At 38.3% G+C, this 22,737-nt stretch carries 26 protein-coding genes, 2 pseudogenes and 1 riboswitch; of the genes and pseudogenes, 13 read left to right on the top strand and 15 right to left on the bottom strand.

The window, feature by feature from the left end; all coding sequences use genetic code 11:
• Positions 1–160 precede the first annotated feature (160 nt).
• Positions 161–340 (bottom strand): glycogen biosynthesis protein GlgD, encoded by a 180-nt coding sequence (locus QFZ28_RS08060; RefSeq protein ID WP_307194149.1) that lies wholly within the window; start codon positions 338–340, stop codon positions 161–163.
• Positions 337–624, bottom strand: coding sequence for a YtzC family protein (locus tag QFZ28_RS08055; protein WP_307194148.1), 288 nt, complete (start codon positions 622–624; stop codon positions 337–339). The genes QFZ28_RS08060 and QFZ28_RS08055 overlap by 4 nt, the downstream gene beginning before the upstream one ends.
• 185 nt (positions 625–809) lie before the next feature.
• Here QFZ28_RS08055 and QFZ28_RS08050 point away from each other — a divergent pair.
• Positions 810–1,773: pseudogene (locus QFZ28_RS08050) on the top strand (TIGR01212 family radical SAM protein).
• A gap of 2 nt (positions 1,774–1,775) precedes the next feature.
• Positions 1,776–2,348, top strand: a complete 573-nt coding sequence (locus QFZ28_RS08045; protein WP_307194147.1) for a class I SAM-dependent methyltransferase — start codon at positions 1,776–1,778, stop codon at positions 2,346–2,348.
• A gap of 34 nt (positions 2,349–2,382) precedes the next feature.
• Here QFZ28_RS08045 and QFZ28_RS08040 read toward each other — a convergent pair whose 3' ends face one another.
• Together QFZ28_RS08040 and QFZ28_RS08035 are read right to left on the bottom strand one after the other, a co-directional pair.
• Positions 2,383–3,447: a tetraprenyl-beta-curcumene synthase family protein gene (locus QFZ28_RS08040; protein ID WP_307194146.1), complete on the bottom strand. Its 1,065-nt coding sequence runs from the start codon at positions 3,445–3,447 to the stop codon at positions 2,383–2,385.
• A gap of 37 nt (positions 3,448–3,484) precedes the next feature.
• Positions 3,485–4,288, bottom strand: a complete 804-nt coding sequence (locus QFZ28_RS08035; protein ID WP_307194145.1) for an alpha/beta hydrolase — start codon at positions 4,286–4,288, stop codon at positions 3,485–3,487.
• An 81-nt stretch (positions 4,289–4,369) separates the two neighbouring features.
• Between QFZ28_RS08035 and QFZ28_RS08030 the strand changes: the two genes are divergently transcribed.
• Both QFZ28_RS08030 and QFZ28_RS08025 read left to right on the top strand, forming a co-directional pair.
• On the top strand, positions 4,370–4,882 hold the full coding sequence (locus tag QFZ28_RS08030) for a gamma carbonic anhydrase (protein ID WP_307194144.1): 513 nt from the start codon (positions 4,370–4,372) through the stop codon (positions 4,880–4,882).
• A 242-nt stretch (positions 4,883–5,124) separates the two neighbouring features.
• Entirely contained in the window at positions 5,125–5,307 is a 183-nt protein-coding gene (locus QFZ28_RS08025; RefSeq protein ID WP_307194143.1) for a hypothetical protein, read from the top strand.
• Between the two features lie 17 nt (positions 5,308–5,324).
• Here the strand turns inward: QFZ28_RS08025 and asnB are convergent, their stop codons facing one another.
• Both asnB and metK read right to left on the bottom strand, forming a co-directional pair.
• A complete protein-coding gene (asnB, locus tag QFZ28_RS08020) occupies positions 5,325–7,217 on the bottom strand; it encodes an asparagine synthase (glutamine-hydrolyzing) (RefSeq protein ID WP_307194142.1) in 1,893 nt (630 codons plus the stop codon).
• A 192-nt stretch (positions 7,218–7,409) separates the two neighbouring features.
• The gene (gene metK, locus QFZ28_RS08015; protein WP_307194141.1) at positions 7,410–8,612 is read right to left on the bottom strand and encodes a methionine adenosyltransferase; all 1,203 of its coding nucleotides are present in this window, start codon (positions 8,610–8,612) and stop codon (positions 7,410–7,412) included.
• Between the two features lie 201 nt (positions 8,613–8,813).
• A riboswitch (SAM riboswitch) is annotated at positions 8,814–8,953 on the bottom strand.
• A 218-nt stretch (positions 8,954–9,171) separates the two neighbouring features.
• Here metK and pckA point away from each other — a divergent pair.
• Positions 9,172–10,758, top strand: coding sequence for a phosphoenolpyruvate carboxykinase (ATP) (pckA, locus tag QFZ28_RS08010; protein ID WP_307194140.1), 1,587 nt, complete (start codon positions 9,172–9,174; stop codon positions 10,756–10,758).
• A gap of 38 nt (positions 10,759–10,796) precedes the next feature.
• Here the strand turns inward: pckA and QFZ28_RS08005 are convergent, their stop codons facing one another.
• Together QFZ28_RS08005 and QFZ28_RS08000 are read right to left on the bottom strand one after the other, a co-directional pair.
• Positions 10,797–11,039, bottom strand: a complete 243-nt coding sequence (locus QFZ28_RS08005; protein ID WP_307194139.1) for a DUF2584 domain-containing protein — start codon at positions 11,037–11,039, stop codon at positions 10,797–10,799.
• A 41-nt stretch (positions 11,040–11,080) separates the two neighbouring features.
• Positions 11,081–11,872 (bottom strand): alpha/beta hydrolase family protein, encoded by a 792-nt coding sequence (locus QFZ28_RS08000; RefSeq protein WP_307194138.1) that lies wholly within the window; start codon positions 11,870–11,872, stop codon positions 11,081–11,083.
• 126 nt (positions 11,873–11,998) lie between these two features.
• On the opposite strand from QFZ28_RS08000, the gene QFZ28_RS07995 reads away from it, so the two are divergent.
• The 3 genes and pseudogenes from QFZ28_RS07995 (at position 11,999) to QFZ28_RS07985 (ending at position 14,601) form a co-directional block, all read left to right on the top strand.
• On the top strand, positions 11,999–13,015 hold the full coding sequence (locus QFZ28_RS07995) for an ABC transporter substrate-binding protein (protein WP_307194137.1): 1,017 nt from the start codon (positions 11,999–12,001) through the stop codon (positions 13,013–13,015).
• Positions 13,016–13,036: 21 nt separating this feature from the next.
• Positions 13,037–13,814 (top strand): annotated as a pseudogene (locus QFZ28_RS07990) (ABC transporter ATP-binding protein).
• Positions 13,795–14,601, top strand: a complete 807-nt coding sequence (locus QFZ28_RS07985) for an ABC transporter permease (RefSeq protein ID WP_307194136.1) — start codon at positions 13,795–13,797, stop codon at positions 14,599–14,601. Before QFZ28_RS07990 ends, QFZ28_RS07985 begins: the two are co-directional and overlap by 20 nt.
• Positions 14,602–14,621: 20 nt before the next feature.
• Here the strand turns inward: QFZ28_RS07985 and ytkD are convergent, their stop codons facing one another.
• A complete protein-coding gene (ytkD, locus tag QFZ28_RS07980) occupies positions 14,622–15,101 on the bottom strand; it encodes an RNA deprotection pyrophosphohydrolase (RefSeq protein ID WP_307194135.1) in 480 nt (159 codons plus the stop codon).
• 85 nt (positions 15,102–15,186) lie between these two features.
• Positions 15,187–15,510 (bottom strand): hydrolase, encoded by a 324-nt coding sequence (locus tag QFZ28_RS07975; protein WP_307194134.1) that lies wholly within the window; start codon positions 15,508–15,510, stop codon positions 15,187–15,189.
• Between the two features lie 238 nt (positions 15,511–15,748).
• On the opposite strand from QFZ28_RS07975, the gene QFZ28_RS07970 reads away from it, so the two are divergent.
• Both QFZ28_RS07970 and ytzI read left to right on the top strand, forming a co-directional pair.
• The gene (locus QFZ28_RS07970) at positions 15,749–16,006 is read left to right on the top strand and encodes a DUF6154 family protein (protein ID WP_179160128.1); all 258 of its coding nucleotides are present in this window, start codon (positions 15,749–15,751) and stop codon (positions 16,004–16,006) included.
• Positions 16,007–16,109: 103 nt separating this feature from the next.
• Positions 16,110–16,274, top strand: coding sequence for a YtzI protein (ytzI, locus tag QFZ28_RS07965; protein WP_307194133.1), 165 nt, complete (start codon positions 16,110–16,112; stop codon positions 16,272–16,274).
• Positions 16,275–16,339: 65 nt separating this feature from the next.
• Here the strand turns inward: ytzI and QFZ28_RS07960 are convergent, their stop codons facing one another.
• Positions 16,340–16,813 carry an S-ribosylhomocysteine lyase gene (locus QFZ28_RS07960; protein WP_307194132.1) on the bottom strand — a complete coding sequence of 158 codons (474 nt, stop codon included), beginning with the start codon at positions 16,811–16,813 and terminating at the stop codon, positions 16,340–16,342.
• 143 nt (positions 16,814–16,956) lie between these two features.
• Between QFZ28_RS07960 and yidD the strand changes: the two genes are divergently transcribed.
• Complete coding sequence (gene yidD / locus QFZ28_RS07955) at positions 16,957–17,184, top strand: membrane protein insertion efficiency factor YidD (RefSeq protein ID WP_307194131.1); 228 nt, start codon at positions 16,957–16,959, stop codon at positions 17,182–17,184.
• On the opposite strand, the gene QFZ28_RS07950 is transcribed toward yidD, so the two are convergent.
• Positions 17,181–17,744, bottom strand: a complete 564-nt coding sequence (locus QFZ28_RS07950) for a beta-class carbonic anhydrase (RefSeq protein ID WP_307194130.1) — start codon at positions 17,742–17,744, stop codon at positions 17,181–17,183. The genes yidD and QFZ28_RS07950 overlap by 4 nt on opposite strands.
• Positions 17,745–17,957: 213 nt before the next feature.
• Here QFZ28_RS07950 and QFZ28_RS07945 point away from each other — a divergent pair, with 213 nt between their 5' ends.
• Both QFZ28_RS07945 and QFZ28_RS07940 read left to right on the top strand, forming a co-directional pair.
• Entirely contained in the window at positions 17,958–18,917 is a 960-nt protein-coding gene (locus QFZ28_RS07945; protein WP_307194129.1) for a metal ABC transporter solute-binding protein, Zn/Mn family, read from the top strand.
• Between the two features lie 92 nt (positions 18,918–19,009).
• A complete protein-coding gene (locus QFZ28_RS07940; protein WP_307194128.1) occupies positions 19,010–19,168 on the top strand; it encodes a DUF1540 domain-containing protein in 159 nt (52 codons plus the stop codon).
• A 32-nt stretch (positions 19,169–19,200) separates the two neighbouring features.
• On the opposite strand, the gene menC is transcribed toward QFZ28_RS07940, so the two are convergent.
• The 3 genes from menC to menB all read right to left on the bottom strand — a co-directional run bounded on the left by menC (position 19,201) and on the right by menB (position 22,723).
• On the bottom strand, positions 19,201–20,316 hold the full coding sequence (gene menC, locus QFZ28_RS07935) for an o-succinylbenzoate synthase (protein WP_307194127.1): 1,116 nt from the start codon (positions 20,314–20,316) through the stop codon (positions 19,201–19,203).
• Positions 20,313–21,803, bottom strand: coding sequence for an o-succinylbenzoate--CoA ligase (locus QFZ28_RS07930; protein WP_307194126.1), 1,491 nt, complete (start codon positions 21,801–21,803; stop codon positions 20,313–20,315). Before QFZ28_RS07930 ends, menC begins: the two co-directional genes overlap by 4 nt.
• 101 nt (positions 21,804–21,904) lie before the next feature.
• Positions 21,905–22,723: a 1,4-dihydroxy-2-naphthoyl-CoA synthase gene (gene menB, locus QFZ28_RS07925; protein ID WP_307194125.1), complete on the bottom strand. Its 819-nt coding sequence runs from the start codon at positions 22,721–22,723 to the stop codon at positions 21,905–21,907.
• Positions 22,724–22,737: the final 14 nt, after the last annotated feature.

Below are 22,737 nucleotides of genomic sequence, written 5' to 3'. Positions count from 1 at the left end.
TCGCATGTTCCCCCAACCCATTCTGTGACCAAAATCACAAAAAGATATGGAGTTATTTCTAAATTGTGAACGGCCATTTTACCTTATTATCACAGTGTTTTCAGGAGTTCTCATTATAAAAAAAAGACCTTCAACTACGTTGAAGGCCTTAAGCAATTTATTAAGATGATTGGTCCTTTTCTTGATGAAATTTTGATTTTACCGGCTGGCCGCCTGAATTTTCATACTTCTTTTTTGCTTGTTTAACAAGATCAACATCCTGACCAAGTTCAAGATCCTGATTGTTATTCCCATTTCGGGTTTTTTGTTCAGGGTTTTGTTGTTTAGACCGTTTTTTCAAGAAAGATCTCCTCCTCTAAATGCTTGACCCTCTAAAATCATATTATTTTGAAGCTGTTGAATTTGAAGTCTCATCCGATGGAGTTGATCCCGCTGCTGCCCATTAGCACTATGAGCCATTCTCGCAATATCCTGATAAGTTTGTTCGAGCTGTTGTAAAGCGTTTGTATAATCATCATTGTTGTAATGCTCTTGAAGGCTGCTTTCCTTTAATTGATCCTGTGCATAGCGAATAACATCCTCACATTGCTGTATTAAAGCATCCATTGAAGCACGAGTAGCCATCTAAGGACCCCCTTCTTTTTGGTAAAACACTTCCCTCAATGAGTCAAAGTGCTTCATATCTTATTTTGTTCTCTCTCCCTTTTCCTATAACGTGATAATTACTGGTAAACAATACAGTTGGATAAGCGTTTATTTTCGTGATAAAATTGACTTTATGCTTAAAAAAACAAAAGGAGGTTTCTGAATTGACTCAGACCAACCCTTTTCCATATGCTACTGACGATAAACGTTACCATACATGGAATTATCACTTACGCCAGCAATTTGGCCATAAAGTTTTCAAAGTTGCTTTAGATGGCGGCTTTGACTGCCCAAACCGTGACGGTACGGTTGCACACGGCGGCTGTACTTTTTGCAGTGCTGCAGGATCAGGCGATTTTGCCGGTGACCGAGCGGATGATTTAGAGACACAATTCCTTGAAATAAAGGAAAAAATGCATACGAAATGGAAAGATGGCAAATATATGGCCTACTTTCAGGCTTATACCAATACACATGCACCTGTTGAGGTCCTCCGTGAAAAATTCGAAAAGGTTCTTAATCAGGAGGGAGTTGTCGGTTTATCGATTGCAACTCGCCCAGACTGTCTTCCGGATGATGTGGTTGAATATTTAGCCGAATTAAACCAAAGAACATATTTATGGGTTGAGCTAGGCTTGCAAACGGTACATGAGCGTACTGCCTTATTAATCAATCGCGCCCATGATTTTCAATGTTATGTCGAAGGTGTAAATAAGCTTCGAAAACATGGCATCCGAATTTGTTCCCACATTATTAATGGATTGCCGCTTGAATCATATGACATGATGATGGAAACAGCAAGAGAAGTTGCTAAGCTTGATGTTCAAGGAATAAAAATACATTTGCTTCACTTATTAAAAGGCACACCGATGGTCAAACAGTATGAAAAAGGCATGCTTGAATTTCTTTCTCAAGAGGATTATGTAAATTTAGTATGTGACCAGTTAGAAATTTTACCGCCGGAAATGATTGTTCATCGTATTACTGGGGACGGACCGATTGATTTAATGGTAGGACCAATGTGGAGGTGTAAACAAGTGGGAAGTATTAAATTCCATTGATGCTGAGCTAAAAAGAAGAGACAGTTATCAAGGGAAATATTTTCAAAAGAGTATAGTGAGGAACTAACCGTGAAGCTGGACCGCATACTTCCTTACGCAAAGAAATTACTTGAAATGACAATTACTAATGGTGATGTCGTTGTTGACGCAACACTTGGAAATGGTCATGATACTCTTTTTATGGCAAATCTTGTAGGTGAAAAAGGCACCGTTTATGGGTTTGATGTACAAGAGGATGCGATTCGAACAAGTATGGAAAGGCTGAATCAACATGGTTTAGCTGACACCGTAACTATTTTTCATAAAGGGCATGAACACCTATCCAAATTAATACCCGCGGAACATCATGGTAAGGTAAAAGCTGCCATTTTTAACTTAGGTTATTTGCCTGGCAGTGATAAGTCAGTTGTAACAAAACCTGAAACCACCATAACCGCAATACAACAGTTACTTGAGATAATGGTTCCAGAAGGATTAATCATTCTTGTGATTTACCATGGTCACGCTGAAGGCGCAGTTGAGCGAGACGCTTTATTGACGTATTGTCAGAATATCGATCAGAAGAAGGCTCATGTCCTTCAGTATCGATTTATCAATCAACAAAATAATCCCCCTTTCATCGTTGCAATTGAGAAAAGATAAAACCAGGCTGATTTAATTTGGCCTGGTTTTTCTTTTATTTTACGATAGCCTTCGTAAATAATGAGGGAATCCATTTCTGAAATGAGCGGTACGCTAGTCCATTGATATAGAAGAAATAGCTAATAATTCCGCCCGTCTTAATAATTCCTTTTGCTAATTTACGGATATTTTTCTGTTTACGAACCTTCCCATCCGATAAATAAATTCCTAACAAGCCTCTGTTAATTAGCTGGTGGAATTTCTTATGTGGCAGAAATTCTGTATGTTTGTCGGCTTCCGTGACAAAGTGCTTTAAACGTTTGAAAAGTGTTTCTGAATTTTCATAGTAAAAACAGAAATTCAAGTCGCCGCCTTCTCGATCTTCTTCTTGGTCGATAAAATAATCTAATAATATATGCAGTCCCTGTATGTAAGGAAAATATCCTTTACGAATATTTTCAGCATCCACTGCAGAAAAGTCCTCTCTCATCGCATATGAAATGAGACAGAATATCCCCAATGTGGAGCCAGAGCAAGCGGAAAACTCATACCATTCCATTTCTGGCAGGTTATTTTGATGATCTTCAAACCATTTTTCAAGACGAGGTACACGTTCTTCCTGAATAACATGCTTGTGTACTTGTAAGCTGCAGTAATATTCGCAGAGCTCCAACAAATAATCTTTTATTATTGGATAATGTTCCACTTCTTCTAAAACAGATCTGCAAGTTTCTGCTAGATCATTTAAATAGCCGCCATCGTTCTGATCCTCACGAAATCGGTAATAATCTCCAGGTTTACTTCCAAGTGTCAGGGCATCGCTCATCGATTCGTGCAGGGCTGCAAAATCCTTCGGATCGAGCGAGGTACTCCGATCACAAAGATTATCTAAGTAATCACTAATGGTTTGATAAGCAACGATAAACTTTACTGCTTTTTTATACTCACCATTCGCGGAAAGAGCAAGGATACCTCCTCCTTCACAGTGAAATGTTTTATGTTCAATACTAGCCAGAGCTTGCTTTCTAAGCTCCTGGTTAGGGATATTCTCTGCTCGGGACCTCCAGTAACCAAGTTCTTGATGGACTGCTGGAATAATGAGGCGATATACTTTCGACATGAGTCTAATTGGCATCATGGAGTAGATCTTCCCTTTCTTAAACAATGTAACCTATTGCTTTTAATTGGCTGATAACAAAATCCTTCGCGTACTCAAATATATCTTCTCGTTCTGGTTCATTAAAGATTTCATGATAAAGCTTAGGCCATTCCTTATATCTTTTTTCTGAAAGTGGTGCATGGTTAAACCATTCCTTAACGGGAATCTTATTAACAATTTTATCATCACCTGCTTGCATTACAAGCATTGGAACATCCTTTGTTCCTTCGATTGATAGGAAAGCCTCTTTCATAGCCTCAACTAATTCACGGTACCACCTAACAGAGACTTTTGTGATATAGAGGGTATCATCTCTATCCGCCTCAATTACATCTTGATTTCTGGTAGCCATCTCAACGGTTATGCCTGAATTCATTTTCAATGAAGGGAAAACAAGATTAATACCGTATGATAATATATCTAAAATTTTAGGAGGAGTATGAACTAAACCTAAGCATGGTGAGGAGAGAATGACCCCTGCCAAGTCTAATCTTTCTTCCTGCAACAAACGTATTGCAATTAAGCCCCCCATACTATGGCCGTATAAAAATACAGGTATTTCATAACGAAAGGCTGCTTTAATCCATTCTTTCACTTCACTTATGTACTCGTCAAATGAGTCTATATGGCCTCTGCGGGATCTTGTTGTCATGCCTTGCCCAGGAAGATCACCCATAATGACATGAAAACCAGAACCGCGCCACATTTCAATGAGCCAGCCATATCGCCGGTGATGTTCCATTGCACCATGAACCATCACGATTACAGCCTTCGCTTCCCCTTCTGCTTCCCACTTCCACATAGTTTTTCCCCCTAGAAAAATATTCTATTTAGTATAATATTAAAGTGAATATCCATTTCAGTCAAAAAAGGAGCGACAAATATGATTTATCCATACAAAGGTAAATACCCTAAAATAGCTGACTCTGCTTTCATTGCAGATTTTACTACTATTACTGGTGAGGTTGAAATAGGTGAGGAATCAAGTGTTTGGTTTAACACTGTTATTAGAGGAGATGTCGCGCCTACTGTAATCGGAAAGAAAGTGAATATTCAAGACAACTCCGTTCTACACCAAAGCCCGAATAACCCATTGATCCTAGAGGACGAGGTAACTGTTGGGCACCAGGTGATTCTCCACAGCTGTATTATTCGAAAAAAGGCATTAATCGGCATGGGCTCCATTATTCTTGACCAAGCAGAAATTGGAGAAGGTGCTTTTATTGGTGCGGGCAGTCTTGTACCGCAAGGCAAAAAAATCCCTCCTAATACATTAGCATTTGGCAGACCAGCCAAAGTTATTAGAGAATTAAATGAACATGACAAAAAAGAAATGCTCAGGATTTATACAGAATATGCAGAGAAAGCTCAGTATTATAAGTCACTACAGGAATAATATGATTAATTTTGAGTACCAATTTTATTGATTTCTATGAGCTGGTCGATAAAAAGCGGCTGGTTCCCGAATCTAGGTTCAATAGGGTCCGCACTTATCGGTTGTGGGATTAGGTTAAGCACCTGAGCTGAAAAATAGGCGGAAAAATTCCGCTTAATTAGTAATTCGTAATAAAAAAAGCCTAAATAGACGGAGAGATTCCGCCTATTTACTCAAAAAATTGGAAAATGGGAGATTTTTCTTTGATTAAGCGGAAAATCTCCGCTTATTTACCTCAAAACGAGCTCCATTCTGCATTTAACCGGAAAATCTCCGCTTATTCTATTTTTGCTGGTTACTCGATTAAGGACAAGACATCTTATAAAGCAAAAAAAGAATGGCCTGAAGAAAACTTCGAGCCATTCCTTAACGGTACCTACTATTGAAAATTACATGCTAGCAACTAATTTTTCATAGTCTGTAGTTCTTTTTGTCCTGAAAAGGAGTATTTCCCCTCGACATAAACCTGGTGCCACACCATAAAGATTAGCACGGTCCATATTTTCCGGCTGTTATCAGCCTTTCCTTGACAGTGTTCTTCAAGAAGTCTTAATACGTAACTTTTATTGATTAAATGATCCGTGCTGCTTTCTTTAATAATTGTTTTTGCCCAGTCATTCATTTCATTCTTCAGCCAATGGCGAATCGGCACTGGGAACCCAAGTTTCTTACGATTTAATACATGTTCAGGAACAATGCCTTCCGCTGCTTTTCGTAAAATATACTTCGTTGTTCCGTTAGCTGTTTTCAAGTTAGTCGGAATTTTCGAAGCTGTTTCAAAAACGACTTTATCCAAGAATGGAACTCGTAGCTCTAATGAATGAGCCATTGTCATTTTATCAGCTTTTAATAAGATATCGCCGCGCATCCATGTATGAATATCAATAAATTGCATACGGTCAACTGGGTCATAGCCTTGTGATTCAGCGTAAAGTGGTTTTGTAATATCGGTGTAATTTAAACCTTCACGGTAAACTGAAAGCAAATCTCTTTTTTCTTCCTCCGTGAACATTTTAGCATTCCCAATATAACGTTCTTCCATTGGAGTGACTCCACGTTCGATAAAGCTCTTCCCTTTCATTCCTTCAGGCATTATGTTCGCAATCCCTTTTAGCAGTACTTTTCCTACCCTTGGGATTTTATTAAACACTTCTAAATCCTGTGGTTCACGATAAATATTGTAGCCGCCAAACAATTCATCTGCACCTTCACCAGACAGAACAACCGTAACATGCTTTCTAGCTTCACGGGCCACAAAGTACAACGGAATCGCAGCTGGGTCTGCAAGTGGGTCATCCATGTGCCAAATGATTTTCGGCAGTTCATTCATATATTCTTGCGGTGTAATCACATAACTAATATTTTCTACCCCAAGTTTATCTGCTGTTTCTTTTGCAACATCGATTTCACTAAAACCATTTTGTTCGAAACCAACTGAAAATGTCTTAATAGCAGGATGAAACTGCTTTGCAATCGAAGCAATAATGGATGAGTCAATTCCTCCTGAAAGGAATGAACCAACAGGAACATCACTTCTCATATGCATTTTAACCGAATCAATTAAAACCTCTTGTATTTCTTTTATAAATGATGATTCTGATTTTTGTACCGGGTTAAAACTTGCCTTCCAATATCTTTTAATTTCCATTGGAGAGCCTATCTTCTTTGTAAAATAATGCCCTGGCTCCAATTTATGAATGCCTTTTGACATCGTGTTTGGTTCTGGAACAAACTGATATGTTAAATAGTGCTGCAGGGAATCATAATCTAACACATCATTCTCCAGGGCTAGAAGGATACTCTTCTTCTCAGAAGCAAAAAATGTTCTTTCCCCATCTTCAAGATAGAAGTATGGTTTAATCCCAAAAGGATCCCTTGCACCAAAGATGGTTTGTTCTTGTTTATCCCATATCGTGAAGGCAAACATTCCGCGCAGTTTTTCTACGGCCTTTTCCTTCAAATGGCTATATAAAGCAATAATTACTTCTGTATCAGAGTGTGTTGCAAACTGTAAGCCCTCTTTGACCAATTCTTCACGAAGTTCTAGGTAGTTATAAACCTCTCCATTAAAAATAATCCAATAGCGCTCATTTTCATACGTTAACGGCTGATGCCCGCATTCAATATCTATAATACTTAAACGGCGAAAACCGAATTGAATATGGTCGTCATAATAAAAGCCATCATCATCTGGTCCACGATGGGTTATAATATCGTTCATATTTTTGAATTGTTGTTTTTGTTCATCACGATAATGTTGTTCCTTGTCGTGTACACAACCAATAAAACCACACATTATGTATCTCACCTACTCCAATCTAAATATCCAAACTAAAAAACATACTCTCTTATCCTACCACTATTTTTTTTAAAATGGCAGTGTGAAAGGTAGGAAAATTCAGGTACAAATAGTTTCCTAAACACATTGCCCTAAACTTAGACGTGAAAATCAAAAAGAGAGTTACATCTAATGCAACTCTCCTGTACATTATTGTATATTTGCTTGCTGACGTAATGCGTCGGCTTTATCTGTCCGCTCCCAAGGAAGATCAACATCCGTACGGCCAAAATGACCATATGCTGCAGTTTGTTTATAAATAGGGCGTCGAAGATTAAGCATTTTAATAATTCCAGCTGGTCGAAGATCAAAGTTTGCGCCTACAAGATCAACTAATACGTCTTCATTTACTTTGCCAGTACCAAAAGTATCAACAGAAATGGAAACCGGTTTTGCTACGCCAATTGCGTAAGCTAGTTGAACCTCAACTTTATCAGCAAGTCCTGCCGCTACAATATTCTTCGCAACATAACGAGCTGCATAGGCTGCAGAACGGTCTACTTTTGTAGGATCTTTACCAGAGAATGCGCCACCTCCGTGACGTGCATAACCGCCATACGTATCAACAATAATTTTACGTCCTGTTAAACCAGCATCCCCTTGCGGTCCACCGATAACGAAGCGGCCAGTTGGATTAATGAAATACTTTGTATTTTCATCAATGAGTTCCTTTGGAACAACTGGATTAATAACATACTCTTTTACATTACGTTGGATTTGCTCTAACGAAATTTCAGGATGATGTTGTGTTGAAATAACAATCGTATCGATCCGGACAGGTTTGTCATTCTCATCATATTCAACTGTTACTTGTGTTTTTCCATCTGGACGCAAGTATGGAAGAATATCCTCTTTACGAACCTCTGTTAAACGGCGCGCAAGCTTGTGAGCTAATGAAATTGGAAGAGGCATTAGTTCTTTCGTTTCGTTACATGCAAAACCAAACATTAAACCTTGGTCTCCTGCACCAATTGCTTCAATTTCTTCATCAGACATTTGACCTTCACGTGCTTCAAGTGCCTGATTGACCCCCATCGCAATGTCAGGAGACTGCTCACCAATAGAGGTGATAACACCACATGTCTCGGAGTCAAAGCCATATTTTGCACGATTATAGCCAATACCTTTAATTGTTTCACGGACAATTTTTGGAATGTCTACATAAGTAGATGTAGTAATTTCGCCTGCAACTAACACGAGTCCAGTTGTTACCGATGTTTCAGCGGCAACTCGGGCATTCGCATCCTTCGCTAAAATAGCATCTAAAATGGAATCTGAAATTTGGTCACACATCTTATCAGGATGACCCTCCGTTACTGATTCAGAAGTGAACAAACGTGCGTTTCTTGACATCTGATTTCCTCCTATATTATGAGATAAATCAAGGTTCATATGAAGGTTACAGGAATACTTCAAGAACCACTGAAATTGATACGGTACTCATTCCCTTAGTATGAAATAAACAAAGGATTTTTATTAGTAACACTTTGATAAAAGGTCTCAAACAAAACAAAAAACCTTACCACATGAGGAAAGGTTGTTCCGGTCCTTTCACTCTTATCGTTCAAGGTCAAAGCCTTGCGTCAGATTAGCACCTTCGCACTTGAGAATAGAACCAATGATGTCTTGGTCTTCTCATAAAGCAGGTTGCTGGGTTTCATAGGGCCTGTCCCTCCACCAGCTCAGGATAAGAGAGTATCCGTTCAAATTAGTATCATACTTGAACCTGTCGAACGTTGTCAACGAATTTGCTAGCAAATTAAGGATATTTATATGAAATTTTTCCAACTGAAATTTATATTGTATAATACAACCCAAATTCACTAATTAGTATAGACTATTCAATTAAATGTGTTATACTTTTTATGAATATATTGAATATTAAAAACTTGAAAAGGAAGGGTTCGCTCTGATGAATTCAGTACATGTCCCAAATGAATTAAGCCAATTGCTGGAAGAAAGTAATGTGCACATTCAAATGTCTGTTCCTCAATTAGTGGAAAAAATCCTATCTAGGAATGAAGGAAAATTAACCTCAACTGGTGCCATAAGTGTATCAACAGGTAAATATACTGGCAGATCTCCTCAAGACAAATTTATTGTAATGGAAGAATCCATTAAAGATAAAATTGATTGGGGTAATTTAAATCAGCCCATTTCAGAAGATGTATTTAATAACCTCTATCATAAAGTTTTAGATTACTTAAAAGAAAGAAATGAAATCTTCGTTTTTAAAGGATTTGCAGGAGCAGATAAAAAGACCCAATTGCCGATTCAAATTGTAAATGAATTTGCGTGGCATAATCTATTCGCCCATCAATTATTTATTCGTCCTAGTGAAGAAGAATTGTTGACACATAAACCTGGTTTCACCGTCATTTCCGCTCCTAACTTTAAAGCAAATCCTTTAGTAGATGGTACTAAGTCTGAAACCTTTATTATTATCTCATTCGAAAAACGAACGATATTAATCGGCGGAACAGAATATGCTGGTGAAATGAAAAAGTCAATTTTTTCAATCATGAACTACCTATTACCTGAGAATAATATTTTCTCTATGCACTGCTCTGCTAATATTGGTGTTGAAGGCGATGTTGCTCTGTTTTTCGGTCTTTCCGGGACAGGTAAAACCACTTTATCTGCTGACCCCAAACGCCGTTTAATTGGTGATGATGAACACGGCTGGTCTTCTAATGGAGTGTTTAATATTGAAGGCGGCTGCTATGCAAAAACGATTAATCTTTCTAGGGAAAAAGAACCACAAATTTTTGATGCTATCCATTTTGGTTCTGTATTAGAAAATGTCGTTCTTAATCCCGATACAAGGATTGCGGATTACGACGATGCAACTCTTACCGAAAATACAAGGGCTGCTTATCCGATGCACGCCATTGAAAATATAGTTCAGCCGAGCATTGCCGGCCACCCGAATACGATTGTCTTTTTAACTGCCGATGCCTTTGGGGTATTGCCTCCAATCTCAAAGTTAACAAAAGAGCAGGCAATGTATCATTTCCTGAGTGGTTATACATCCAAGCTGGCCGGAACGGAGCGCGGCGTTACATCTCCAGAGGCTACTTTCTCCACCTGCTTTGGTGCACCATTCCTGCCTTTACCTGCAACACGTTATGCAAAAATGCTTGGTGAAAAAATACTCGAGCATAATGCAAATGTGTTTCTTGTAAATACTGGCTGGACTGGCGGGGAGTACGGAGTCGGAAGCCGCATGAAGTTATCCTATACGAGAGCGATGATTCAGGCTGCACTTGAAGGGGAACTAAACAATGTTGAAACCGTAAAAGATGATATTTTTGGACTAAATATTCCACTCCACATTGCAGGTGTGCCTGATGAGGTTCTTCAACCAAACAAAACCTGGGCAGACCCACAAGCCTATGATAAGAAAGCAAAAGAATTAGCGGATAAATTCCGTGAAAACTTTAAGAAATTTACCAGAGTTGATTCAGAAATTGAGGAAAAAGGCGGACCCATTGCCTAATTAGAGAAAGCCCTTATCGTAGTCGATAAGGGCTTTCTCTAATTGGTAGAATTTAGTGAAATTAATTGATACGTTAACCAAGTGCGGTTTTCTTGCCATTCTACTTTTTTAATGACAGCTATTCCGCTCGTATCACTTTCAATGGATTTTCTCACGTCAATGGGAATATCAATCGGATAAAGTCGATAGCCATCTTTTTCTAATACAAAACGATTTTCTTCGATTCTTGTTTCTCTGCCTTTTGTTATGATCATCGTATTTAACTCAAGAGTCATACCCATATGTACCCAACTCCTCTGTAATTGGACTTACTTTTATTTTATCATCTTTTGATTTGACATTTCATCCAATTCGATAATTCTTTCACGATTTTTCTGTTTACTGCAGGAGGAAAGTAGTGGGTAAAATCATCAAAATACCAGCATTCCACCGGCTTATTTAACATCTTTAGTCTTCTTTCGAGTCTGTAAGCATGCTCTACCGAAACATTCTCATCATTTACTCCATGAATGATTAAAACAGGAGCTATAAGCTTTTCGAGTTCATAAAGAGGAGTTCGCCCTTCATATCTTTCAGGATATTTTCCAGGTGTACCGCCAATCACCCTTTTCATCATTTTCCGTAAATCTTTTCTTTCTTCATAGGTTAAAAACATATCACTTACCCCGCCCCAAGTAACAATGGAAGCTGCCTCTGGATATTGGAGTGCAGTCATCAATGCCATTACACCACCCCGCGAAAAACCAAAAACATGGATATTCCCTACATTAGGAAATGACTTTAAAAGCTCATAGCCAGCAAAAGCATCCTCCCTGTCCTCTCCTGCAAAATCCTCATTCCCCTCCCCACCTTGATTTCCTCGATAGTAAGGAGCAAATACGATGAATCCTTCAGAGGCAAATTGAGCAATTCTTGCGGGTCTGACCTTCCCAACGTTTTTAATACCGCCGCGCAAATATAAAAAGCCATCATAGTTTCCTTTTATTTTCGGTTGTGCCAGCAGTCCTTTTACTCTCAATCCATCTGAAAAATAGGTAATCTCCCTTAATTCTACATTGGGATTGGGTGAAGGAAAACGATAAACTTCGATGATTTTTCCATTTTGATTGTTCACTAGATTTCACCTTTCCATTAATCATTCAAAAAATTTATGTAAGTAGGCATTCACACATTTATTTCTGTTTCATACGATATGTTAGGTCAACAGCCCAGATTTTTATAGTAATAAGGAGGTTTTGGTATGAAAAAATGGTTGAAAATCAGCTTTTCTTCACTTCTTGTTTTCATTCTCATGTTCTCACTAGCTGCTTGTAACAATCCTGAAAAAACTGATTCAGAGAAAATAGAAAAGGTTCGTTTGGTTGAAGTTACTCGTTCTATCTTCTATGCACCTGAATATGTTGCCATTGCAAAAGGATTTTTCAAAGAAGAGGGCCTGGAAGTTGAATTGTCTACAGCCTTTGGCGGCGATAAAACCATGACAACACTGTTATCAAATGGTGCAGATATTGCATTGGTAGGCTCTGAGACTTCAATTTATGTTTACGCTCAAGGATCCAATGATCCGGTTATTAACTTTGCACAACTCACACAGACCGATGGCACCTTCCTCGTCTCAAGAGAAAAAATTGATAATTTCTCATGGGATATGTTAAAGGGTTCAACATTTTTAGGTCAACGTACTGGCGGTATGCCGCAAATGGTTGGGGAGTTCGTTCTTAAGAAACATGGTATCGATCCTCATCAAGATTTAAATCTCATTCAAAACATTGATTTTGCAAATATTCCTAGTGCTTTTGCCTCAGGCACAGGAGATTTTGTTCAATTGTTTGAGCCGCAGGCTAGTATCTTTGAACAAGAAGGTAAAGGACATATTATTGCTTCATTTGGAACTGAATCTGGCCATGTTCCTTATACAACCTTCATGGCAAAGGACAGTTACATGAAAGAAAACAAGGATATTATAGAAAAATTCACAAGAGCACTTTACAAGGCTCAGCAATGGGTAGAAACACATAGCTCAAAAGAAATCGCTGAGGCTATTCAATCCTATTTCCCTGATACTGACATCGAACTCATCAGCACTGTAGTCGATCGCTATAAAGAGCAAGGCTCGTTTGCGACTGACCCAATCCTTGATGTTGAAGAATGGAACAATCTCCAGGACATTATGGACGAAGCAGGTGAGCTTCCACAAGAGGTTGATCATAAAACACTAGTTAACACAGAAATAGCCGAAAAAGTGAAAGAAGAATAAATAAAATGGGAGGCCGTCCAAATGAGCTTCTTAAGGGTTAAGAATGTTCATCACACTTATTTCACTAAAGCCTCTGCAACCACGGCCCTCTCCGATATTACCTTGCAAGTAGAGGAAGGGGAATTTGTTACCTTCCTCGGCCCTAGCGGCTGTGGAAAAAACAACCTTACTTTCGATTATTGCCGGGCTTATAAAGCCTACACAAGGAACGGTTTTGCTTGAAAATAAACGAATAACGGGGCTAAAGAACCAAATCGGCTATATGCTTCAACAGGATTATCTATTTCCATGGAAAACCATTGAAGAGAATATCCTTATTGGTCTAAAATTATCCAAACAATTGAATGAGCAAACAAAAAAAGCAGCTATCGACTTATTAAACCAAATGGGTTTAAGTGGCATTGAGACACAGTTGCCTAAGCAGCTATCGGGTGGTATGAGGCAGCGTGCTGCGCTCGTAAGAACACTTGCAACGGAGCCAAAGCTGCTCATGCTGGATGAACCATTTTCAGCATTAGATTACCAAACGAAGCTAAAGCTGGAAGATCTTGTATCAAACACACTCGACTCCTTTGGAAAAACAGCCATTCTTGTCACACATGATATTGGTGAGGCGATAGCGATGAGTGATCGGGTTGTGCTTTTTTCACCAAGTCCGGGCAAAATTCATAAAGTATTTGAAATGCCAGATGAACTAAGAAACGTATCCCCATTTAACGCTAGAAATCATGAAGCATTTTCAAGTATCTTTCAGAAAATATGGAAGGAGTTGGATTCACTTGAAACAGGAAAAAAATAGTGTGAACCTCCTCCATAAAAATTATTTACATTCGATAACGGTGGAAAAAAGATGGGTTCGTTTTTACCAGGTCGTCATTTTCTTACTCTTCTTTTCTAGTTGGGAGATTTCAAGTCAAAAGCGTTGGATAGATCCTTTACTCTTCAGCTCTCCATCAAAAATATGGGATTTATTTCTCGAAAAATTACAGGATGGTTCCTTAATGTCCAATCTTGGAGTAACCCTAACGGAAACTATTTTTGGATTCATTTTAGGTACGTTACTCGGAACGATACTAGCAGCATTGCTCTGGTGGTCACCGATGCTATCAAAAATTATTGACCCCTATCTCGTCATTCTAAACGCGATGCCAAAGGTGGCATTAGGCCCGATATTAATTGTAGCCCTGGGTCCTGGATATCCTTCCATAATCGCAATGGGAGCAATCATCTCAGTTATCATTACAACCATTGTGGTTTATACCTCATTTAAAGAGGTCGACCCTAACTATTTAAAGGTCCTGCAAACATTTGGAGCGACTCGTCTTCAATGCTTTAAGGAAGCCATTCTTCCTGCTAGTTTTCCAACCATTATTTCAACCTTAAAGGTAAATGTCGGGTTATCATGGGTCGGTGTCATTGTTGGTGAATTTTTAGTTTCATCCAGAGGACTCGGTTACTTTATTATTTATGGCTTTCAAGTCTTTAATTTTACCCTGGTCTTTTTATCCTTGCTGGTGATCGCGGTCGTTGCAACCATCATGTATCAGCTTGTAGAGCTATTAGAAAAAAAACTTATCAAGGAATAGCGGCTTATCTAAATTTGTCGCTATTCTTTTTCGTGTTGCAGCTTATAGATATACTTCATACATTCTGCCACCACATCATCCTTCATAATAAAGCTGTACTCTTCACCAAAACGCAAAACTAACAGATCACCTTTTACTAATACCGGCCCTTGTGTCTCGTAGTAGCTATTCATTTTATGTACTGATTTTATTTTCCCCCAAAATACAGCCTTTACAAAAGTATTTTTTTCGTCAGTAACTCTATATTCAGCAATTTGTGAAATGTCCTCCAAGGTGGCTCCCGTCTCCTCATAAACCTCACGGATAGCCGCTTCTTTGAGGGACTCCCTAGGTTCGACTTTACCTCCTGGAAATTCCAGTCCTCGAACGGTATGCTTTGTTAATAACCAACCATCTAAATAGTCACATATCACAAATACATGTTTCGCTTCCTGCTCAAAGGCATTGCTTGAGAATGAAAGCTCAACTTTGTTCCCTAATACATCTAAAAAATGTCTCACCTATCCTCACCCCGTTGGTACCTCTTATTTAATTATTATAATCGAAAAAACGGAAAATCCTTATTAATAGGATTTTCCGCTCTTTTTAACCTTGTTTTGGTAAGATGTTCATAGATTCAATATGATTTCTTGCTTCCTCATCGCCCAGTTTGTAAATCATCCCATACACTTGATTAATTGTATTGTCATATGCGTCGTTTTCACGGTCATAATGGTATTGAACATATGGTACATGGGCTCTAAAGAAGTTTTGCCATTCGGTTGAATAATTTTGATCAAACAGCTCACGAAGCTGGATAATTTCCTCATCATTAGCCTGAATCTTAAAGTTCCAAGCAGAAGCTGTTGCACTTTGCGATATTTGTCCATGCCCAACGTCTATATAATATGTCTTTTTTTGCTCAGCCATTTTGTCATCCCCTTACTAATAGTATTTAAAATTTCCCACAATCAAATAAAATTTATTCTTTTTCAAATTTCGACTCATTTTTTAGAAATGATTAGTGTATAATTATCATAATATTAAGAAAATAGTTTTTTCGCCATTTTTTAAAACTTTTGCTTCAGCCATAGAGGATATTTTTCATCATTAAGGGAATTGAATAAGTAAGGAAAAGATTTTAAAAATTCTTTGGAGGTGAAACAAAATGAGGTTAGTCGATGAATTATTTCAGATGTATCGAGACAAGCTGACAGGTGATGAAGAAGATATTGATATGTTAGCATTCGCCTTCTTAGAAGAAATGTCACATGAGGATTTGCTGCACTTAATTAAAGAGATGGATAAACAAGAATTATACGATCTAATGGGGCTTTATTTAATCGAGAGCTTAAAAGGTAAATTCGCCCAGGAAGAGTACGGCCAGCAGCGCACCCATACTTATTATCCAAGAAATATCCACTAATTACATACCACTCAAATTTGGAACTGCTATTGTCAGTTCCTTTTTTTTGTTAAAAAAGGGTCAAACCATGCTAAAATATAGTAGGGGAAAGGGAGGACAAAATATGTATACGATATTTGTGGTAAGCATTATTATCATTATCGTGGTTCTTTTGCTGGCAGTTATTACTACGTCAAAGGCATATAAATTTAAACATACAGTAGATCCACTCGACGATAATCCTTATTTAAAGAACGAAAATAATGTAGATAATGAAAATAGGCAGTAAAAAAATTCCTATTCAATACGAATAGGAATTTTTTATTAATCTAGCCCTGATGCTTAATTTTAGTTTTACGCAAAAACTTGCTTTAAGTCTTCTTTACTTTGCTCAAGCCAAAAACGCATTAAACGTTTTGCCCCTTCTAAATCATGGAGCTTCGCTTGACCGCATTGTCTTTCGTTTGCTGCTGGAATCTCAGTTATTTCAACTGCTGTCTTCATTGTATCTTCAAGAAGGTCAATAATTTCTTCAACAGTTGGCTCACCGCTCACAACCAAATAGTAGCCTGTTTGGCAGCCCATAGGTGAAATATCAATAATATCGAAATGATTATATTTCTCTAAGTGTGCACGGAGATTAAAAGCAAGCAGATGTTCTAATGTATGAATGACATCAGGCTTCATGGCCTGTTTATTAGGCTGGCAAAAACGAATATCATATTTGTTAACAATACCATCGCTGCCTACTTTATGGACACCACAATGTCTAACATACGGTGCTTTAACCGCATTATGATCTAAATCAAAGCTTTCTACTGAAGGCATTATTCCCACTCCTTAATCACATCTAAATAGTATCATACTATAAAATCCGAGTTTTTACATCAACTTAGATATAATTAACAATTTAGACGTTTTTTTCTATTTGTGATATCTTTTAAGTAATTTGTTGAAGGGAGATTTCCCCTATGTTTAAAAAGATTTTTATTTCTGTTATTCGATTTTATCAAGTTGTCATATCCCCTATTAAACCGCCAAGTTGTCGTTTTTATCCCACGTGTTCACATTATGGGTTAGAAGCGGTTCAACGGTTTGGAGCTTTAAAAGGGGGCTTGCTTACAGTAAAGAGAATTCTAAAATGTCATCCTTTTCATCCAGGCGGCATAGATCCGGTGCCAGAAAAAAAGGAAAATTAACTTTGGTAGCCATCGACAACAAGGTCAAGTTTTCCTGTTTTTGGGTCTATAACTAACCCGTGCACCGGCACACCTTCTGGCATTAACGGATGGTTTCTTATTACATCCACGCTATGCTCCACGCTTTCTGTAACATTATCAAATCCATGCAGCCATTTTTTAATATCTATCCCAGAATAGTTAAGGGTATCAAACGTTTCCTCTGTTACCCCCCGGCTCATCATACTTTCTATTACTGGTTCAGCCTTCAATCCACTCATCCCGCAATCGTGGTGAGCAATGACTAGCACTTCCTCTGCTTTCAGCTGGTAAACTGCGATAAGAATACTTCTCATAATACTTCCGAAGGGATGAGATACAAGTGCACCTGCATTTTTAATCGTCTTTACATCCCCGTTATTTAAGTTCAAAGCTTTAGGCAATAACTCCAATAATCTTGTATCCATACAAGTTAAAATGACCATTCGTTTATTTGGAAATTTTGTTGTTTCGTATTTCTCATATTCACGGCTTTCAACAAACTTCTGATTAAAATCAAGTATTTCATTTAATATTGACACAATTATCCCACCTTAAATTTTGATTACTATAAGCATACATAAATTCTAACGGATGAAAAAATATTATGCTTGCATTTATAGTATTTTTTTTGTAAGATACATAAAGAAATCGGAATCGTTCCGTATTATACATTTTTATATAGTCTTAACTTTAAAAATTTTTCGAATTTAAATCGTAATAACTCCGGTTTATTAACATATAAAGGAGCTTATATGAAAAAAATTATTCTTTTACCATTTATTTTACTTATTAGCTTAGTACTCGCGGCTTGCGGTAATGAAAAGGAGCAATTAGAAAAAGAGAAAAATCAGTTAACCATTTATTCTACTGTGTTTCCTCTTCAATATTTTACGGAGAGAATCGGTGGAAAATACGTTAATGTTCATACAATTTATCCACCAGGAGCAGATGAACATACCTTTGAACCATCCCAAAAAGACATGATTAAGCTCGCAGATTCAGATTTATTTTTCTACATTGGCTTGGGGTTAGAAGGCTTTGTAGAAAGTGCTAAGGAATCATTAAAAAATGAAAACGTCTCGTTAATTCCAACTGCTGAGAATCTGATTTTGGATCCTGTTGAAGAAGAGCATGAAGTGCATGAAGACCCTGAAGAGCATAACGACCATGAGGATCACGGTGAGGGAGATTTTAATCCCCACGTATGGCTCGACCCCGTCTATTCCAAGGAAATGGCTGCTGTCATTCGGGATTCTTTAATTGAAAAAATGCCTCAAAACAAAGAGACGTTTGATCAAAATTATCAGAAGCTTGCAGATGAATTAGATCAATTAAACTCGGAATTTGAAAGCACTATCCAAAATGCAAAGCATAAGGATATTCTTGTCACTCATGCTGCATTTAGCTACTGGGAGCAAAGATACGGTCTTGAAGAAATCAGTATATCTGGCCTTTCTACAACGAATGAACCTACACAGCGAGAACTAGAAAAAATCATAGCTATGGCCGATGAACAAGGTCTGCATTACATCCTCTTTGAACAAAACGTCCAATCAAAATTAGCAGAGATTGTTCAGAAGGAAATTGGAGCTAAGGCCTTACCTGTTCATAATTTAGGAATCTTAACAAAAGAAAACATTAAAGATAAAGAAACCTATTTTACTCTAATGGAACAGAACTTAGAATCACTAGAAACTGCTTTAAACAATTAATTGATAAGTTCCCTTTATCTTACATGGATGAGAAGTCGTAAAAAGTCAAAAGATATTTTTGTATTACGAATGATTATAAGGGAGTGATACTAATGGCACAAGATGTATTATGTGAAGTTAACAACTGCTCTTTCTGGGCAAAAGGAAATAAATGCAGTGCAGATCGTATATATGTTGTCAGCCACAAAGGGAAAACAGCTGATAATAGTAAAGAAACTGATTGTAAAACATTCGAACCTTCGGATCTATAGATGTTAAAAGTAAACCAGACTTTACGTCTGGTTTATTTGTTTTCAAATTTAAATACCTTTTCTATTCGCGTTGTCTCCTTCAGCCTCTTTTCATTAATGCTGAACCCTATGCCCGGTGTATCTGGGACGCCTACAAAACCATTTTTAACACTCACTTCAGGTGTAATGATATCTTCCTCCCAAAATCGTTTAGAAGCAGAAATATCACCAGGGATGGTAAAGCCAGGTAATGAAGCAAGTGCTATGTTATGCGCACGAGATATTCCAAATTCGATCATTCCCCCGCACCAAACCTCGATACCCCTGCTAAGGCAAAAATTATGAATTCTCTTGGCTTCGTAGAGTCCTCCCACTCTGCCTGCTTTAATATTAATAATCTTACAGCTGCCTAGTTCAATAGCATTTTTTGCATCATTAAAGCTGACAATACTTTCGTCTAAACAGATAGGTGTAGTTATTTCTTTTTGAAGTAGTGCATGTTCAATGATATCGTCACTAGCCAGCGGTTGTTCGATCATCAACAGATTAAAGTCATCTAGTGCCTTTAATCTGTCTATATCTCTTAAAGTATAAGCAGAATTGGCATCTGCCATAAGGGGAAGTTCTGGATAACGTCGGCGTATTTCCGCTAGCAATGAATAATCCTGATTAGGATTAATCTTAATCTTATATCTCTGATATCCTTCTTCTAAATATTTTTCAATCTGATTAAGACAACTCTTGAGTGAATCAGATGCAACTACAACACCAGAAGCAATTTTCTCTCTTGTTCCTCCAATGACTGCAGCAAGAGATTTAGAGCTCTGTTTTGCATACAAATCCCAAATGGCCATCTCTAACCCCGCCTTGGCCATATGGTTTCTCCTTACTGACTGAAATAGAATAGCTGCGTCTTCAGGATGATTAATTGGCTGGTTTTTGAGCAACGGGATTAATACATCCCCCATAATATGTAAACTAGTCTCCACAGTCTCTTCTGTATACCATGGTGTAGAAAAAGCGACACCCTCCCCGTATCCGGAAACGCCGTTTGAATCGATTACTTCTACAATAATCCCTTCACGCTCTGTGACCGTACCTAAGTGAGTGTAAAAGGGGGACTTCAATGCCATAGTTATCACTCTAAGTTTAATTTGGGCTATTCTCATTTATGAATCCTGCCCTCCTGAACTAATTCAGATAGCTTCCTGCGAAGAAGTTTTTTAGAAGCATTCCTTGGAAGTTTGTCCGTAAAATAGAACGACTTTGGTACTTTGTATTTCGCCAAGTTTTCTAGACAAAACTGTTTTAGTTCTACCTCCGTAATATGTGCATTTTTTTTGCGAACAATAAAAGCCGCGGGAACCTGTCCCCATGTTTCATCATCGAAACCTGTAACACCAGCATCAGCAACATCCGGATGAGCTAATAAAACGGATTCAATTTCGGCAGGATATATGTTTTCCCCGCCTGAGATAATGAGATCGGAACGCCGGTCAAGCACATATAAAAAGCCTTCCCCATCCAAATAGCCAATGTCTCCTGTATGAAACCACCCATCGTTAAAATTGACCTGTGTGGCATCTGGTCGATACAAATAACCTGAAGTGACGTTTGGGCCCTTCACCACTATTTCACCCGCTTCCCTGGGTGATGCCATTCGGCCATCCTCCAAAATGATTTCAAGTTGTGAAGGAAATAATGGCTTACCTGCCGAACCTAGTTTTATGATACTGTACTCTGGAGCTAATGTAACGATTTGTGAAGCAGTCTCTGTCATCCCGTAGGATTGAAATACCGGCACTTCTTTTGCCTTGCATGCCTCTAACAACGGTAACGGTGCAGGACCGCCTCCTAATAGCGCACAGCGAAAATGTTTTGGAAGTTGACACCCCTCAAGCTCAAGGGCTTCAACAAGCCGATAAAGCATTGTTCCTACCACTGACATAATCGTAACATGTTTGTTTTTAATATCATTTATCGCTCGTTTGGCATCAAAGTTTTCATGGAGGATTACAGGCATTCCATAAATAACACTTTTCATTAAAATGGAATAGCCACTAATATGAAATAGCGGAACACTGCAAAGCCAGCGGTCACTATCGGTATACCCTAAGTTTAAGGCCGAACCAACCGCACTCCACCAATGGTTGCCATATGTATGAAGAACGCCTTTCGGATTTCCCGTTGTACCTGATGTATACATGACCGTACAGACATCATTTAAATTAATTTCTTCCTGTATTTCTGGAGTTACTGAAGTTGCGGCAAACAACTGGTCCTTTGTCACAGCGGGAATGGTGACTTCTTTTTTTATTTGCTCGAAGTCGTTATCTAAAATTAGTGAAGCCGCTCTTGCATCATTCACCTGCCAAATCAATTCTTTTGTCGTTAATCGATTATTAAGAATGACTGCCTTAACCCCAAGCAGCTGAAGGGCAAATAAAATCACAACTGTATCAAGATGATTTTTTAATAGAACTCCGACAAATTGGTCCTTTTTCACCCCTAAACCTTGTAGCTTACCGGCGGTTTGTAAGGATTTTTCATATAATTCCTTAAACGTTATGGTTTCTTCATTGAAATAGATTGCAGTTCTATCCGGTGTTAGAAATACTCTCTTTTTCAATAAATTAGGCATGGTATCAAATTGCATAGAACTTCACCTTCCTATTGTTTACGGAAGCGCCTAGGTGCTTCCGTTTTTCGATATAAAAACAGCCTGATGGAGTCCATCAAGCTGCAAACATTTTTAAATCAAGGGAAACGTGGGAATTGACCAAAGTCAGGCTTACGTTTTTCTTTAAAGGCGTCACGGCCTTCTTTTGCCTCTTCTGTTGTATAGTAAAGAAGTGTTGCATCACCAGCTAATTGCTGTAGACCGGCTAAGCCATCTGTGTCGGCATTCATAGCAGCCTTTAAGAAACGAAGCGCTGTTGGGCTTTTCTCTAGAATTTCATTACACCACTGGATTGTTTCCTCTTCTACTCTATCAAGTGGAACAACCGTATTTACTAAGCCCATATCAAGTGCTTCCTGTGCATTATACTGTCGGCATAGGTACCAAATTTCGCGTGCCTTTTTATGACCGATAATTCTAGCAAGATAGCCTGAGCCATAACCAGCATCAAAGCTTCCTACATTCGGACCTGTTTGACCAAAAACAGCATTATCTGCAGCAATCGTTAAATCGCAAACTACGTGAAGGACGTGTCCGCCACCAATTGCGTAACCCTTAACCATTGCAATTACTGGTTTCGGAATCACACGGATTAAACGTTGAAGATCAAGAACATTTAGGCGAGGAATTTGGTCTTCTCCAACATAGCCGCCATGTCCACGTACCTTTTGGTCTCCACCTGAACAAAACGCTTTGTCTCCGGCACCTGTTAGTACGATTACTCCTACACTTGAATCATCACGTGCATAGGCAAAAGCATCGATTAATTCCGCAACGGTTCTTGGTGTGAATGCATTATGTACATGTGGGCGATTAATCGTAATTTTTGCGATTCCGTTATATGTTTCATATAAGATTTCATCATATTTACGTCCTGCAATCCATTCTACTGTCAAAACGATCTTCCTCC

Origin of the sequence: Neobacillus niacini (genome assembly GCF_030817695.1) — a bacterium.
Classification (GTDB): Bacteria; Bacillota; Bacilli; order Bacillales; family Cytobacillaceae; genus Neobacillus; species Neobacillus niacini_F.
The sequence above is the reverse complement of the archived record's forward strand: the minus strand, read 5'-3'. Positions and strand labels throughout refer to the sequence as shown.

Bases quoted from the DNA above. Each gene is read 5' to 3' on its own strand.
- QFZ28_RS08055 (WP_307194148.1), bottom strand. From the start codon at position 624: ATGGCTACTCGTGCTTCAATGGATGCTTTAATACAGCAATGTGAGGAT.
- QFZ28_RS08040 (WP_307194146.1), bottom strand. From the start codon at position 3,447: ATGTCGAAAGTATATCGCCTCATTATTCCAGCAGTCCATCAAGAACTT.
- QFZ28_RS08035 (WP_307194145.1), bottom strand. From the start codon at position 4,288: ATGTGGAAGTGGGAAGCAGAAGGGGAAGCGAAGGCTGTAATCGTGATG.
- QFZ28_RS08030 (WP_307194144.1), top strand. From the start codon at position 4,370: ATGATTTATCCATACAAAGGTAAATACCCTAAAATAGCTGACTCTGCT.
- asnB (WP_307194142.1), bottom strand. From the start codon at position 7,217: ATGTGTGGTTTTATTGGTTGTGTACACGACAAGGAACAACATTATCGT.
- metK (WP_307194141.1), bottom strand. From the start codon at position 8,612: ATGTCAAGAAACGCACGTTTGTTCACTTCTGAATCAGTAACGGAGGGT.
- pckA (WP_307194140.1), top strand. From the start codon at position 9,172: ATGAATTCAGTACATGTCCCAAATGAATTAAGCCAATTGCTGGAAGAA.
- QFZ28_RS08005 (WP_307194139.1), bottom strand. From the start codon at position 11,039: ATGGGTATGACTCTTGAGTTAAATACGATGATCATAACAAAAGGCAGA.
- QFZ28_RS07995 (WP_307194137.1), top strand. From the start codon at position 11,999: ATGAAAAAATGGTTGAAAATCAGCTTTTCTTCACTTCTTGTTTTCATT.
- QFZ28_RS07975 (WP_307194134.1), bottom strand. From the start codon at position 15,510: ATGGCTGAGCAAAAAAAGACATATTATATAGACGTTGGGCATGGACAA.
- QFZ28_RS07970 (WP_179160128.1), top strand. From the start codon at position 15,749: ATGAGGTTAGTCGATGAATTATTTCAGATGTATCGAGACAAGCTGACA.
- ytzI (WP_307194133.1), top strand. From the start codon at position 16,110: ATGTATACGATATTTGTGGTAAGCATTATTATCATTATCGTGGTTCTT.
- QFZ28_RS07960 (WP_307194132.1), bottom strand. From the start codon at position 16,813: ATGCCTTCAGTAGAAAGCTTTGATTTAGATCATAATGCGGTTAAAGCA.
- yidD (WP_307194131.1), top strand. From the start codon at position 16,957: ATGTTTAAAAAGATTTTTATTTCTGTTATTCGATTTTATCAAGTTGTC.
- QFZ28_RS07945 (WP_307194129.1), top strand. From the start codon at position 17,958: ATGAAAAAAATTATTCTTTTACCATTTATTTTACTTATTAGCTTAGTA.
- QFZ28_RS07940 (WP_307194128.1), top strand. From the start codon at position 19,010: ATGGCACAAGATGTATTATGTGAAGTTAACAACTGCTCTTTCTGGGCA.
- menC (WP_307194127.1), bottom strand. From the start codon at position 20,316: ATGAGAATAGCCCAAATTAAACTTAGAGTGATAACTATGGCATTGAAG.
- QFZ28_RS07930 (WP_307194126.1), bottom strand. From the start codon at position 21,803: ATGCAATTTGATACCATGCCTAATTTATTGAAAAAGAGAGTATTTCTA.